General features: G+C 43.8%; 11 protein-coding genes. 5 read left to right on the forward strand and 6 right to left on the reverse strand.

What is annotated here, in order from left to right; genetic code table 11:
* The coding region (locus R8N28_RS10315) for a flagellin (RefSeq protein WP_318183354.1) at positions 1–888 on the forward strand (888 nt) is incomplete at its 5' end.
* Positions 889–1,004: 116 nt separating this feature from the next.
* Positions 1,005–2,129 (forward strand): flagellin, encoded by a 1,125-nt coding sequence (locus tag R8N28_RS10320; protein WP_065274249.1) that lies wholly within the window; start codon positions 1,005–1,007, stop codon positions 2,127–2,129.
* 94 nt (positions 2,130–2,223) lie between these two features.
* Here R8N28_RS10320 and crr read toward each other — a convergent pair whose 3' ends face one another.
* The 5 genes from crr to cysZ form a co-directional block, all read right to left on the reverse strand.
* Entirely contained in the window at positions 2,224–2,733 is a 510-nt protein-coding gene (gene crr / locus R8N28_RS10325) for a PTS glucose transporter subunit IIA (protein WP_005382041.1), read from the reverse strand.
* Between the two features lie 121 nt (positions 2,734–2,854).
* A complete protein-coding gene (gene ptsI / locus R8N28_RS10330; RefSeq protein WP_065274250.1) occupies positions 2,855–4,579 on the reverse strand; it encodes a phosphoenolpyruvate-protein phosphotransferase PtsI in 1,725 nt (574 codons plus the stop codon).
* 140 nt (positions 4,580–4,719) lie between these two features.
* On the reverse strand, positions 4,720–4,977 hold the full coding sequence (locus tag R8N28_RS10335; protein WP_005382043.1) for an HPr family phosphocarrier protein: 258 nt from the start codon (positions 4,975–4,977) through the stop codon (positions 4,720–4,722).
* A gap of 300 nt (positions 4,978–5,277) precedes the next feature.
* Entirely contained in the window at positions 5,278–6,246 is a 969-nt protein-coding gene (cysK, locus tag R8N28_RS10340; RefSeq protein ID WP_262635451.1) for a cysteine synthase A, read from the reverse strand.
* 164 nt (positions 6,247–6,410) lie between these two features.
* Positions 6,411–7,154: a sulfate transporter CysZ gene (cysZ, locus tag R8N28_RS10345; protein WP_025998633.1), complete on the reverse strand. Its 744-nt coding sequence runs from the start codon at positions 7,152–7,154 to the stop codon at positions 6,411–6,413.
* Between the two features lie 251 nt (positions 7,155–7,405).
* On the opposite strand from cysZ, the gene zipA reads away from it, so the two are divergent.
* The 3 genes from zipA (at position 7,406) to R8N28_RS10360 (ending at position 12,385) form a co-directional block, all read left to right on the forward strand.
* A complete protein-coding gene (gene zipA, locus R8N28_RS10350; RefSeq protein WP_065274252.1) occupies positions 7,406–8,362 on the forward strand; it encodes a cell division protein ZipA in 957 nt (318 codons plus the stop codon).
* Between the two features lie 90 nt (positions 8,363–8,452).
* A complete protein-coding gene (gene ligA, locus R8N28_RS10355; protein WP_065274253.1) occupies positions 8,453–10,465 on the forward strand; it encodes an NAD-dependent DNA ligase LigA in 2,013 nt (670 codons plus the stop codon).
* Between the two features lie 510 nt (positions 10,466–10,975).
* Positions 10,976–12,385, forward strand: coding sequence for a hypothetical protein (locus tag R8N28_RS10360; RefSeq protein WP_005382055.1), 1,410 nt, complete (start codon positions 10,976–10,978; stop codon positions 12,383–12,385).
* An 840-nt stretch (positions 12,386–13,225) separates the two neighbouring features.
* Here R8N28_RS10360 and R8N28_RS10365 read toward each other — a convergent pair.
* Complete coding sequence (locus tag R8N28_RS10365) at positions 13,226–13,687, reverse strand: NfeD family protein (protein ID WP_047102904.1); 462 nt, start codon at positions 13,685–13,687, stop codon at positions 13,226–13,228.
* Between the last annotated feature and the right edge of the window lie 2 nt (positions 13,688–13,689).

Genomic DNA, 13,689 nt, shown 5'->3' on the forward strand with positions numbered 1-13,689 from the left:
AATGAGACCACTAACATTCTTCAACGTATGCGTGACTTGTCTCTGCAATCAGCAAACGGTTCAAACTCGAAAGCAGAACGTGTTGCGATTCAAGAAGAAGTGACCGCACTCAACGACGAACTAAACCGCATCGCAGAAACAACCTCTTTCGGTGGTAACAAGCTGCTAAACGGTACCCACGGCGCGAAATCGTTCCAAATCGGTGCGGATAACGGCGAAGCGGTAATGCTTGAGCTAAAAGACATGCGCTCAGACAACAAAATGATGGGCGGTGTAAGCTACCAAGCAGAAAGCGGTAAAGGTAAAGATTGGAACGTTGCCCAAGGCAAGAATGACCTAAAAATCAACCTAACGGACAGCTACGGCCAAGAGCAAGAAATCAACATCAGCGCAAAAGCGGGTGACGATATCGAAGAGCTTGCGACTTACATTAACGGCCAAACTGACCTAGTGAAAGCATCAGTAGACCAAGATGGTAAACTGCAAATCTTCGCTGGCAACAACAAAGTTGAGGGCGAGGTCGAGTTTTCAGGCGGTCTATCTGGTGAACTAGGTCTGGGCGAAGGCAAAAAAGTAACGGTAGATACTATCGACGTAACCTCAGTTGGTGGCGCACAAGAATCTGTTGCTATCATCGATGCGGCACTGAAATACGTAGATAGCCACCGCGCAGAGCTGGGTGCTTTCCAGAACCGTTTCAACCACGCAATCAGCAACTTGGACAACATTAACGAGAACGTGAATGCGTCGAAGAGCCGTATCAAAGATACAGATTTCGCGAAAGAAACGACGGCAATGACCAAATCACAAATTCTATCGCAAGCGTCAAGCTCAATTCTAGCGCAAGCGAAACAAGCGCCTAACTCAGCGCTAAGTCTGCTAGGTTAATCAATTTAACAAAGCAAGAAACCAAAGCCAGGCTCATCCCTGGCTTTTTGCTTATTGGCTATAACGATTCAGATGTGTCCTGACAGTATGTTCGATAAGGCATTCATATCGATTAGATGATCTCTTTAAATTCCAATGTTTCTGCGATGGTGGCGCAGAGACACCTGAGTCAAGCAGCTGCGCAAAATGTTGAGTCACAACGCAACCTAACTTCGGGGTTTCGAATCAACTCGGCGAGCGATGATGCGGCAGGTTTACAGATATCGAATACTCTCCATGTACAAACGAGAGGGCTTGATGTCGCCTTAAGAAATGCACACGACGCTTTTTCTGTTGCTCAAACAGCGGAGGGAGCATTGCACGAAAGCAGTGACATATTGCAACGCTTACGCTCTCTGGGGCTTCAAGCAGCAAACGGCAGTTATGACTCAAGTGATCGGCAAAGTATTCAATATGAGGTCGTAGCGCTGCAAGATGAGCTTGATCGTGTCGCGATTACGACAACATTTGCGGATAAAAACCTGTTTGATGGATCTTACGGTTCACAAAGTTTCCATATTGGCGCGAACGCTAATTCAATCTCTTTGACGTTACGTAACATGCGTAGCCACATCCCAGAGATGGGAGGGCAGCATTATGTTGGTGATGCGGTCGATAAAGATTGGCGAGTCACTGGAGATAACCAAACTCTCAAAGTCGAATACCAAGACAGTAAAGGGCAAACCCAAACGGAATCCATTGGACTCAAATTGGGTGACCGTATAGAACAGGTCGCCACTTACATCAATGCTCAACAATCGATAGTGAATGCTTCAGTAACGGAAAACAATGAACTGCAATTCTTCGCTTCTACGATGAAGGCGCCAGAGGGTGTGGTTCTCGAAGGGAGTTTAGCGGATGAGCTTGATGTGAGCGCTGGTCAATTAGTCACAATTGATGACATCGATATGTCGACGGCAGGTAAGGCGCAGCTTTCAATTGGGGTGATTGATGCAGCAATTAAGTACGTTGATTCGCACCGAAGTGAAATTGGCAGCTTTCAGAACCGTGTAAACGGCTCGATGGATAACTTAAATACTGTGAATCGGAGTGTTACAGAATCCAAGAGTCGAATAAGAGATACAGACTTCGCAAGAGAATCTACGGAAATGGTGCGTTCTCAAGTGCTCCAAGATGCGACAACTGCGTTATTGGCTCAGGCAAAGCAAAGGCCGAGTTCGGCACTTGGATTACTTAGCTGAGCGGGTTTCAGCGATGCCCATCGCTCAGAAAAAAGTCAGATAATAAAAAACGCTGCCATTGGCAGCGTTTTTTTCGTGTTCGATTAAGTAAAAATTACTTAGTTACACGTAGAACTGGAGTTTCACCAACAGTTACAGAACCAGAAAGCTTGTTTAGCTCTTTGATTTCGTCCATGTTAGAGATAACAACTGGAGTTAGCGTTGACTTCGCTTTCTCTTCTAGAAGAGCTAGATCGAATTCAATTACAGTGTCGCCAGCTTTAACAGTTTGACCTTCTTCAGCGATACGCGTGAAGCCTTCGCCTTTTAGTTCAACTGTGTCGATACCGAAGTGAACGAAAAGCTCAACACCGTCGTCAGACTCGATAGAGAACGCATGGTTAGTTTCGAAGATCTTACCGATAGTACCGTTTACAGGAGCTACCATTTTGTTGCCTGCTGGCTTGATAGCAATACCGTCACCAACGATTTTCTCAGCGAAAACAACATCTGGCACGTCTTCGATGTTTACAATCTCACCAGAAAGTGGCGCGATGATTTCGATAGCACCAGCGTCAGCGCTGTCATCAGATACAAGCTTCTTAAGTTTGTCAAACAGACCCATTGTGTCATGCTCCTAAGGTTTGGTTTTATTCTGTCGAATTATAGTATACCAATATAGCTCATTAGACGACTTTTTTCGCCGTCTAATGGCCATTAAGTATTGAATTACTTGGTACTACCGATTACTGAGCTTTCTCAGCAATAAACTTTTCTACCACGGCTTCGATTTCTTCTGCTGTCGGTAGAGAAAGGGCTTCTTCAGCCATTGCTTTCACTTCTGCGAAGTTAGAGTTACGAACTACTTTCTTCACTTTAGGGATTGAAATGCCGCTCATTGAGAACTCGTCCAGACCCATACCTAGAAGTAGAAGTGTTGCACGCTCGTCACCTGCAAGTTCACCACACATACCAGTCCATTTACCTTCTGCGTGAGAAGCGTCGATAACTTGCTTAATCACAGTAAGTACAGCTGGTGATAGTGGGTTGTATAGGTGAGAAATCATCTCGTTACCACGGTCAACCGCTAGCGTGTACTGAGTTAGGTCGTTTGTACCGATAGAGAAGAAAGCAACTTCCTTCGCTAGGTGGTGCGCGATAGCTGCTGCAGCTGGAGTCTCAACCATTACACCGATTTCGATGTTTTCGTCGAACGCGTGGCCTTCAGCGCGTAGCTCTTCTTTGTACTCTTCGATCGCTTTCTTAAGCTCACGGATTTCTTCGACAGAGATGATCATTGGGAACATGATACGCAGTTTGCCGTGTGCAGAAGCACGTAGAATGCCACGTAGCTGATCACGAAGGATCTCACGACGATCTAGACTGATACGTACAGCGCGCCAGCCTAGGAATGGGTTCATCTCTTTTGGAAGATCCATGTATGGGAGATCTTTATCGCCGCCGATATCCATAGTACGGATGATCACAGCTTGACCGTTCATTGCTTCCGCAACTTCTTTGTACGCTTGGTACTGTTCTTCTTCAGTTGGTAGCGCAGTACGGTCCATAAATAGGAATTCAGTACGGTACAGACCAACACCTTCACCGCCGTTACGAAGGATACCGTCACAGTCTTTCACTGTACCGATGTTACCGCAAACTTCTACACGGTGACCGTCAGTCGTTTCTGCGTGTAGGTCTTTCAGTTTCGCTAGCTCTTCTTTTTCAGCTAGGAATGCTGCTTTAACCGCTTTCGCTTCTTCTAGCTCAGCTTCTGATGGGTTAACAACAATCTTGTTGTTCATTGCGTCAAGAATCAGCATGTCGCCATTCTTAACTTTCTTCGTGATGTCGTTAGTACCAACGATAGCTGGAAGCTCAAGTGAGCGAGCCATGATTGAAGTGTGAGAAGTACGACCGCCGATATCACAAGCAAAACCAAGCACGTAGTCTAGGTTGATTTGTGCAGTTTCAGATGGCGTTAGGTCATAAGCAACAAGAATTACTTCTTCGTTGATATCGCTAAGCGAAACAATGTTGATGCCTAGTGCGTTCTTAACAAAACGAGAACCGATATCGCGGATGTCAGTTGCACGCTCTTTTAAGTATTCGTCGTCTAGAGACTCAAGAGCACATGCTTGCTCTTCGATCACTGAGTGGATAGCGTGATCAGCAGTCATCTTGTCGTTTTTGATAAGTGCTAGGATTTCCTCTTCTAGCTCTTCGTCTTCAAGAAGCATGATGTGACCTTCAAAGATCGCTTCTTTTTCTTCGCCAAACGTTTCAAGCGCTTTTTGCTTGATAGTTTCTAGCTGAGCTGCAGATTTGTTACGAGCGTCAAAGAAACGCTGAACTTCAGCTTCTACTTGATCGTCAGAAATAGTGTTTGTGTTTAGGACAATTTCATCTTCTTGAAGTAGTAGTGCTTTACCGATTGCAATACCAGGAGATGCTAGGATGCCTGAAATCATAGCCTTACCTTAAGTTTGGTCAACTTTATAAAACGGGAGAATAATGGGTGCGCTAACGAATAGTTTTAGCTTAGTTTTGAGCCTATTTCCAACGAAGCCATTTTGCTTTCACAAAATGGCTTCTGGAGTAGGAGACCGGATTAGTGTAGTTGGTCCATTAGAGCAACTAGGTGGTCAACTGCTTGCTGAGCTTGTGGGCCTTCAGCAGAAATAGTAACTTGAGTACCTTTTACTAGGCCTAGTGTTTGTAGTTTGAACAGGCTCTTAGCGCTAGCGCTTTTACCGTTAGAAGTCACAGTGATGTCTGCGTCGAATGCTTTTGCTTCTTTAACAAACTGTGCAGCTGGACGAGTGTGAAGGCCGTTTTCTGCTGTGATTTCTACTTGCTTCTCGTACATGTGATATACCCCAATAAATGTATTTTTTTGTTAGTTTGTGACCAGATTTTAGCTTAACTGCTTTACATCTTGTGCGCTAGCACGGGAAGAGTTCAAAGCGCGTCAGTTCTGATACTAGTCAAAAGTTTGGTAACTACGCAACTGTTTGCGTGCGTAATCACTTTGAAACCTTTTTGTGTTCTGCTTCTTTATTTTGAAGCTAGAAATAAAACACCCTGATATTACCAAAGGTAGGGCAGGGATCAACAAAAAAGCCCCTAAACGGGGCTTTTTTAAACTAAAAATTGATTTGAACACATATTATTGTTGGTTCTCTTTTTCGGTAAAGATACCTGCAAAGAGTGCTGTACTTAGGTAACGCTCACCGGAACTTGGCAAGACACTTACAATTGTTTTTCCTTCAAATTCAGGTAGTTCCGCAAGTCGGTTCGCTGCAACAACCGCTGCGCCAGATGAGATACCAGCTAGGATACCTTCCTCTTCCATTAGGCGACGAGCCATCTCAATCGCTTCTTCTGAGGTAACTTGCTCAACACGGTCAATAATGTCTAAATCGAGGTTACCAGGGATGAAACCAGCACCGATACCTTGAATTTTGTGTGGGGCAGGTTGGATTTCTTCGCCAGCAAGTGCTTGTGCAATAACCGGAGACTCTGCTGGCTCAACTGCAACAGAAGTGATGGCTTTGCCTTTTTCACCTTTGATGTAACGGCTTGTACCTGTGATAGTACCGCCCGTACCAACACCAGCAACGAATACGTCGATTTCACCGTCTGTCGCTTCCCAAATCTCAGGGCCCGTAGTCTTTTCGTGGATTTCTGGGTTCGCTGGGTTGTCAAATTGTTGAAGAAGTAGGTACTTCTCAGGGTTGCTTGCTACGATTTCTTCTGCTTTAGCAATCGCCCCTTTCATGCCTTTCGCCGCTTCAGTCAGCTCAAGGTTCGCGCCTAGTGCTTTTAGTAGCTTACGGCGTTCTAGGCTCATTGATTCAGGCATGGTCAATGTTAGCTTGTAACCGCGAGCAGCCGCTACGAATGCTAGAGCAACACCTGTGTTGCCACTGGTAGGTTCTACAAGCTCTACACCTGGCTTAAGAAGGCCCGCTTTCTCTGCTTCCCAAATCATGTTTGCACCGATACGGCACTTAACACTGAAGCTAGGGTTACGCGCTTCAATTTTCGCGAGAACTTTGCCTTTACTTACTTTGTTTAGACGAACGAGAGGTGTATTACCAATAGTAAGAGAGTTATCTTCGTAGATTTTGATCATAGTGATGTTCCTTCATTACACGTTGTGTGAATATGGATAGAAGAATATGCGGTATGAAAAAAAGGGAAAAGGATTAAAAAGTTATATCTTATTAGGTTGGCCCAGAACTTGATAAAAGAAAAGGGAAAAGCTGGCGCTGATCCCTTTCCTTAATCTCTAATCGACTATCGTTGGTGCTTAAACTCCGCGACCCACATAGCGGTTGCACCACATATTGCTACAGGCATGACAATGAGGTTCAAAATTGGGATCGTCGTAAACACAGACACCAATACCCCAAAGCCATAGGCCTTACCTTGCTTTTGTTTCAATTTGTAACGCATGTCGTTAAATGGGATTTTATGGTTATCAAACGGGTAGTCACAATATTGAATCGCGAGCATCCAGGCGGTAAAGATAAACCATAAAAATGGGCCTACTGTTTGTCCAAGGGCAGGGATGAGCAATAACAGGAATAGGCCTATTGCTTTAGGTAAAATGTAAAGGAGCTTTCTCCACTCACGAGCTAAAACGCGAGGAACATCTTTCAGGACGGCGGTGAAACCATCATCATTTACTTTTTGTCCCGTTAAGTACTCTTCCACTTTTTCAGCCAAGAGGCCATTGAATGGCGCGGCGATAAAGTTCGCGAGCGTGCTGAAAAAATAGGAGAAAGTAGCGAGTATCGTCAGAGCGAGTAAAGGCCAAAGAATGTAAGTTAACCAGGATAAAAACTCAGGCAGCTGTCCAATCCAGCCTTCTATCCATATATTAAGGTTTGAAAATAGATAGAAGATGGCACCACCTACAAGCAAGATATTTGCAAGTAGAGGTAAGATGACAAAGCGCCTGATTTTAGGGGCAAGTGCCAATTGTATCCCGTATAGAAAATAACCGAACCCGGTTCTCTGCTGATTGTTTTGCTTCATGTCTATTTTGGCTTCGTGTAAATGAAAACTCATTGTACCTGTGAGGACTTTTCTTTCAATGCCCTGACAAATGACGTCTTGTTAAGTGGAATCGTGGCAAGAATCACAACAAAAAACGGAACTTCTTGCATTAAGTTGTTCTAAATCTACATATAGTTTTGGTAAAGTAAACGTATCATTCAGATTTATTGCACTTGGGTTGCTGCTCAAGGAACTGCGAGTAGTAAAAACAAGTATATTGAGAGTAAATAATGCAGGAATTGCGATTCGTACTCATTGTTGTTGGCGCATTAGCCATCGCGGCATTACTGTTTCATGGTTTATGGAGCAGTAAAAAAGAAGGCAAAGCAAAGTTTGGTAACAAGCCACTTGGTAAGCTGGATGTTGACCAAGAAGACAAAAATGATCTTGTTGAGAAAGAACGAGACTTCGCTCCCGCTCCTGAAGATGACTTTGAGATCATTCGCAAAGATCGCAAAGAACCAGATTTTGGGATGGCGAATTCTTTCGACAACAAGTTTGAATCTGACCCGTTATTCGGTGGCCCATCTGAAGTCAAACAGACGCAGCAGGAGCCGGATGACATCCCTTCATTTGTTGCAGAAAAAGATAAAGAAGAGGACGTTGAGCCTGTTGTTCAAGCAACAGTAGCTGAAGAGCCATTCCAGCCCGCTGTGGAAGAAGACGCTATTCCCGCCGCGTTTGATATTACGGAGAAAGAACAGCAAGTCGAAACGGTTAGTGAGCCTGTCGTTGCAGAGCCTAAGGAAGAGCCAAAGCCAGAACCTGAAATGCAAGTGATTGTATTGAATGTGCACTGTGCTGGTGAAGAGCCATTTGTTGGTACTGCTTTATTTGAAAGTATGCAACAAAACGGTCTAATTTATGGCGAGATGGATATTTTCCACCGTCATGTCGACTTGTCCGGTAACGGCAAAGTGCTGTTTAGCGTCGCTAATATGATGCACCCTGGTACGTTTGAACATGCTGATCCTGCTGAGTTTACAACGAAGGGTATTTCATTCTTCATGACATTGCCTTGTTATGGCGAGGCTGAACAGAACTTCAACTTAATGCTCCGAACTGCGCAGCAAATTGCTGATGATTTAGGTGGTAACGTACTTGATGACCAGCGCAACTTAATGACGCCAGATCGTTTAGCATCTTATCGACGTCAAATAGTTGAGTTTAATGCCGCTAACGCATAATCTTAACAGCAAATAATAATAGGGCTCCGGATGGAGCCCTTTTTCTTGGATTTCCCAACCTCACCGATTGAAAATACACGGGGCTTTACTATGTCTGAATCAGTACTTCAGCGACTAGAAGAACTAAAAGAGTCGTTGCATTACCACGCTGTGCGTTACTACGTGGAAGATAACCCAGAGATCCCTGATGCCGAGTACGACCGTTTAATGCGAGAGTTACTGGATATTGAATCTGAGAACCCTGACTTAATAACCGTAGACTCGCCAAGCCAACGTGTCGGTGGACAGCCTCTCTCTGCGTTTAGCCAAGTGACACATGAAGTACCGATGCTTTCGCTTGATAACGCGTTTGATGATAGTGAACTCGATAGTTTCCACAAGCGCGCACAAGAGCGCGTGGGCAGCCAGAGTGTGAAAGAATACTGTTGTGAGCCTAAATTGGATGGACTCGCCGTAAGTTTGTTATATGAGAATGGCGTGTTAGTTCAGGCGGCCACTCGAGGCGATGGTACTACGGGTGAAAACATCACAGAGAATGTGCGTACGATTAAAGCTATTCCTTTAAAACTCAGGGGTAATGACTGGCCAAATCGTCTTGAAGTTCGTGGTGAAGTCTTTATGCCGAAAGCTGGGTTTGAAAAGCTCAATGAATTAGCAAGGAAGAAAGGCGAGAAAATCTTTGTGAATCCACGTAACGCTGCGGCAGGTAGCTTACGACAATTGGATTCACGTATTACGGCTTCTCGTCCGCTTAGCTTCTATGCATACAGTGTAGGCGTGGTGCAAGGCGCAGAATTGGCAGCAAGTCATTACGAACGCTTTTTGCAAATCAAATCTTGGGGACTGCCAATGTGTCCGGAAACTAAGCGAGTTGAAAGCTTGGCGGATGTAAAAGCTTACTACCAAGATATATTGCAGCGTCGTGATGCCCTCCCTTATGAGATCGATGGTGTCGTTATTAAAATTGACGATATTGCCGTGCAAGAGCGTCTGGGGTTTGTTGCTCGCGCTCCACGTTGGGCGATTGCCTACAAATTTCCAGCACAGGAAGAAATGACGACACTGAATGAAGTGGAGTTCCAAGTCGGTCGCACTGGTGCGATTACACCTGTTGCTAAGCTAGAGCCTGTATTTGTTGGCGGGGTAACGGTAAGTAATGCGACGCTTCATAACGCAGATGAGATAGAACGTCTGCAGGTCAAGATTGGTGATCACGTTGTGATCCGCCGTGCTGGCGATGTTATTCCGCAAGTCGTATCTGTCATCAAAGAGCGTCGACCAGAAACAGCTCGAGATATTGTTTTCCCAACTCAGTGTCCTGTTTGTGGCTCGCATGTTGAGCGGATCGAAGGAGAAGCGGTAACACGTTGTATGGGGGGCTTAGTTTGCCAAGCCCAACGCAAACAAGCGCTAAAGCACTTTGTTTCTCGTAAAGCGTTAGACGTTGACGGTTTAGGCGATAAAGTGATCGAGCAGCTTGTTGATCGTGAGATGGTGAAAACTCCTGCTGACTTATTTAAGTTATCAGCGGGGATTTTAACCGTACTAGATCGCATGGGGCCAAAGTCTGCGCAGAATATTGTGAATGCGTTAGAAAAATCTAAAGAAACAACTTTACCTCGGTTTTTGTATTCACTGGGGATCCGTGAAGTTGGCGAGGCAACCGCAGCAAACTTAGCAATGCACTTTAAAACGTTGGGAGCGATCCAAAATGCTACCGAAGAGCAGTTGATTGAAGTGCAAGACATCGGTGCTGTGGTTGCTCAACATATTACGACTTTCTTTAGTGAAGAACAGAACCAAGCGGTGGTTAAAGATTTGCTTGAACAAGGAATTCATTGGCCAGAGATTAATACTACTGAGCAGGTGGGGGAATTACCATTAGAAGGTAAAACAGTAGTATTAACGGGAACACTTTCTCAACTGGGGCGTACAGAAGCCAAAGAAGCCCTCCAAGCACTGGGGGCTAAAGTGACGGGTAGTGTTTCTAAGAAAACCGATATTTTGTTTGCTGGTGAAAATGCAGGCTCGAAGCTCGCAAAGGCACAAGAACTGGGTATCGAAATTAAAACAGAACAAGACTTACTCGAACTGATGAATTAAGTCTTCTCAAAAAAGCTAAAAAATAACTAAAAGCCCCGTATGGTAAGCATGCGGGGCTTTTTCTTGTTCATAATTAAGTGTTTTTTTATTGAGTAATTGATGCCTTTGTTCTTTTCAGTGATCAAGATCGAACCTTGGGTTATTGGTTTTTTTGGCTTTTTTAGTCTGCGAGTGACTTCAAGTTGATACTTTTAAGTTAAATTTAAGTGTTTGATTTTAAGTGACATTTTATTGCGTTGTGTTGTTGTTGTTAAAAATAAGATCTGGATCAATAAGTTATATGGAACTTTGGAGTGGCTCATATTTTTTTAGAAAAAAAATAAGTTCCATTTGGATGTTTTTAGCTGCGAAGTTAGTCTTAATCACCTGGATACACGGTGTGTATGCAGGAACTAAAAAAAGCCAAATTAGAAATAATGAGGTTTGATCAGGAATTTACTTCTCTCCTTCGGCGGCCAACTAAAGGTGAGATAGAAAAATACAGCTATATCCATTTTTAGGAGTTTTTCCATGGACAAATTTTTTAAGGTTTCAGCGTTAACCGCAGCAATGTTTGGTGTTGTTGCTGTCGCTCCAGCTACAGCGTCTACTGAAAGTGCAGCAGGTGGCGAGTACGTAGAGAAAGTGAACGAATTTATGCAAGACTCAAGTCTGAATGCATTATTTATAGTTGATACTCGTTCACGAACTCGTACAACAGGTAAGCCCGGCGGTGAAAATGGTGACCGTTGGAGTCGTCTAAACTACTCTTCTTACAACGCAATTTTAGACTTCACTTCTGGCTACCACGATGGTTGGGTGGGCGCAGATGTTGCGGCTTACTACTCTGGCGATCTTTACAACGATAGTCTTTACAATTCAAACGAAGGCTACCTATGTAACGAAATCTCAACTTGTAACAACCTAGACTGGGGTGCAGGTGATGGTCAGCAGCTTAAAGTTTACAAAGCAGCGCTGAAATTCAAAGCAAACGAAAACTTTAATGCTCGTTTCGGTATGTTACAGGCTGGTGGTAACGGTACAATCGGTAACGTTTGGAGCTTTGTACCTGGTACTTACCGTGGTTTCGAACTAAACGCTAAACTTGGTGATTTCAACCTAAGCTACTTTGGCGCAGACCAATTTACAGCACCTTGGCTGCTTCACGAAGATGATTACGCACCAGCGCTTTGGTCTGACACTTCATGGAGCTACCTACACTCTCTAGGCCTAAACGGTAACCTAACTGACAGCTTGTTTATGCAACTTGGTTTGGGTCAAGCTACTGGCGTTCAATATGCAAATGGTGTTGACTGGGGTGCAGGTCAAGTAACTAGCTACCACAACGAAACTGACAACACTTCTTACAAGGCTTACTTGAAGTACACTGTTAGTGACCGTACAACTCTAGCATTTGATTTCTACGGTGTTGACGATGATGTGAAATACGATGGTCTAGGTTTCCACACTGGTCTATCTTTGAATCAATCTTTCGGCAAGCTAGCTTGGATGTCTGAGTTGCGCTACACAGACACAGATAACCGTGCGGACTTCGTTCCTCGTACTATTCATACATATGGTATGAACAATGGTACTTGGTCTCAGTGGTGGGACGCGCTATCTGACTGGAACAAAGCGGGTGAGCTAGCATGGTACAACCGTCTATCTTACAATCAAGGTAACGGCTGGAACTACTACCTAGGCTTTGGTTACGGTACTGGCGCTGACTCTGCAGCAAGCGGAGCATCAGGTGACTGGGATTACGAAAGCGAATACGCAGTTAACGCAACAGTATCTTACTCACTACAAAGTGGCGCGCTTAAAGGTTCTACCATTCGTTTACACGGTACAATCCTAGAACGTGATGAGTACGCAGGTGCTGGCGATGCGGATGAAACAGACTTACGTCTACAAGTTCTTATCCCTTACAGCTTCCACTAATACTTAATGAGATAATAAAAGGAGCCGCTAGGCTCCTTTTCTATTTCACTTCTCGGCCGTCGTATATTTTGCAATATAACGGTGGCAACATATGTACATTACCGTTTGGCAACTCACACTTTATCTCTGGGCCTAACGTACGACCACCGGATGCACCATTAGCATTAGTGGTTAACGGAATTATGGCAAAAGATATTACTAATAGACCAGATAAAAATCTCATAATAATCACCTTAATATAAACTTTAAATATCTACGTGCTTGTATAAACCGTGACTACGCAGAAAGGCAAGGTTGAATAGGGCTCTTATATCAAACTAAGCTCTTACTTCTTTACTATTCCCATTCCCCACCTCTAAATCGACACATTTCACTTGGAATATTCGTAACGTCGCCACTTGGCATCTTACATTCGACTATAGGTCCCAAATTAGTTGTACCGCCGTTTCCGTTGTTGTAGGCAAAGGAAGAAAAAGAAAAAATACCGCACAACATTAAAAAGAGAAGCTTATTCATAGTACATCCTCTTACTTACCAAATAAAAAGCACTCAACTTAAATGCTTATGCGTTAAGTATGTATCCGAGGATAAAAAGATCAAAAAATAATTCAATAAAGTTTTATTTTTTAAAATAAAATTAGATCGATAATTTACCTAGATATATTTCTATCTTATTGATTGTCGTGTGTTGAATAATTAAATAATAGGAAATGGTAGGTAGGGTATTAATAATATTACTAATACTTATTTTTTTCTCGATTTTAATTAAGGTAATGAAATGAAAGCAGTTGTTTAGATTAAAGTAATGGAGCATGATTTGCCCCATTACTTTGGCATAAATTAATTAGAATCAGGCTCAATGATTAAAATAATACCTTCAACATCGGTGATTCTTACGCGGGTACCGGCTGGAAGTGCTTGATCCGATTGTGCGGACCATGTGGTATCGGCTACCTTGATGCGATTGAGCCCGACGGAAAAGTCTTCTTCAAGGATAAGAGTACGCCCAATTAACTGCTTGTACTTTTGGTTCAGATCTCTTTCTTGGTCTTCTTGCTTGTCTTTAGACCATTGTCGTCGCCACCAAAGCCAGGTGGTGATTAAGCTGAAGCTTGCAAAGCAAAGCCATTGTAATTGCCAGCTCATTGGCAAAACGGTCATGATTGCTCCAACGATAAGTGCAGACACCCCGAGCCAGAGAAAATACCCTGCGGTACCAAGTAGCTCAACTGCTAAAAGAGCAAAGCCAAACGCTAGCCAATGCCAGAAAGAGATACCTTCCAGCAAACTAAAAAAATCCATAA

This window comes from Vibrio sp. Vb1554, assembly GCF_033344235.1.

Excerpts from the sequence above, each read along its gene's own strand:
- zipA (WP_065274252.1), top strand. The coding sequence starts at position 7,406 with ATGCAGGAATTGCGATTCGTACTCATTGTTGTTGGCGCATTAGCCATC.
- crr (WP_005382041.1), bottom strand. The coding sequence starts at position 2,733 with ATGGGTCTGTTTGACAAACTTAAGAAGCTTGTATCTGATGACAGCGCT.
- cysZ (WP_025998633.1), bottom strand. The coding sequence starts at position 7,154 with ATGAAGCAAAACAATCAGCAGAGAACCGGGTTCGGTTATTTTCTATAC.
- R8N28_RS10360 (WP_005382055.1), top strand. The coding sequence starts at position 10,976 with ATGGACAAATTTTTTAAGGTTTCAGCGTTAACCGCAGCAATGTTTGGT.
- ptsI (WP_065274250.1), bottom strand. The coding sequence starts at position 4,579 with ATGATTTCAGGCATCCTAGCATCTCCTGGTATTGCAATCGGTAAAGCA.
- R8N28_RS10335 (WP_005382043.1), bottom strand. The coding sequence starts at position 4,977 with ATGTACGAGAAGCAAGTAGAAATCACAGCAGAAAACGGCCTTCACACT.
- R8N28_RS10365 (WP_047102904.1), bottom strand. The coding sequence starts at position 13,687 with ATGGATTTTTTTAGTTTGCTGGAAGGTATCTCTTTCTGGCATTGGCTA.
- ligA (WP_065274253.1), top strand. The coding sequence starts at position 8,453 with ATGTCTGAATCAGTACTTCAGCGACTAGAAGAACTAAAAGAGTCGTTG.
- R8N28_RS10320 (WP_065274249.1), top strand. The coding sequence starts at position 1,005 with ATGATCTCTTTAAATTCCAATGTTTCTGCGATGGTGGCGCAGAGACAC.
- cysK (WP_262635451.1), bottom strand. The coding sequence starts at position 6,246 with ATGATCAAAATCTACGAAGATAACTCTCTTACTATTGGTAATACACCT.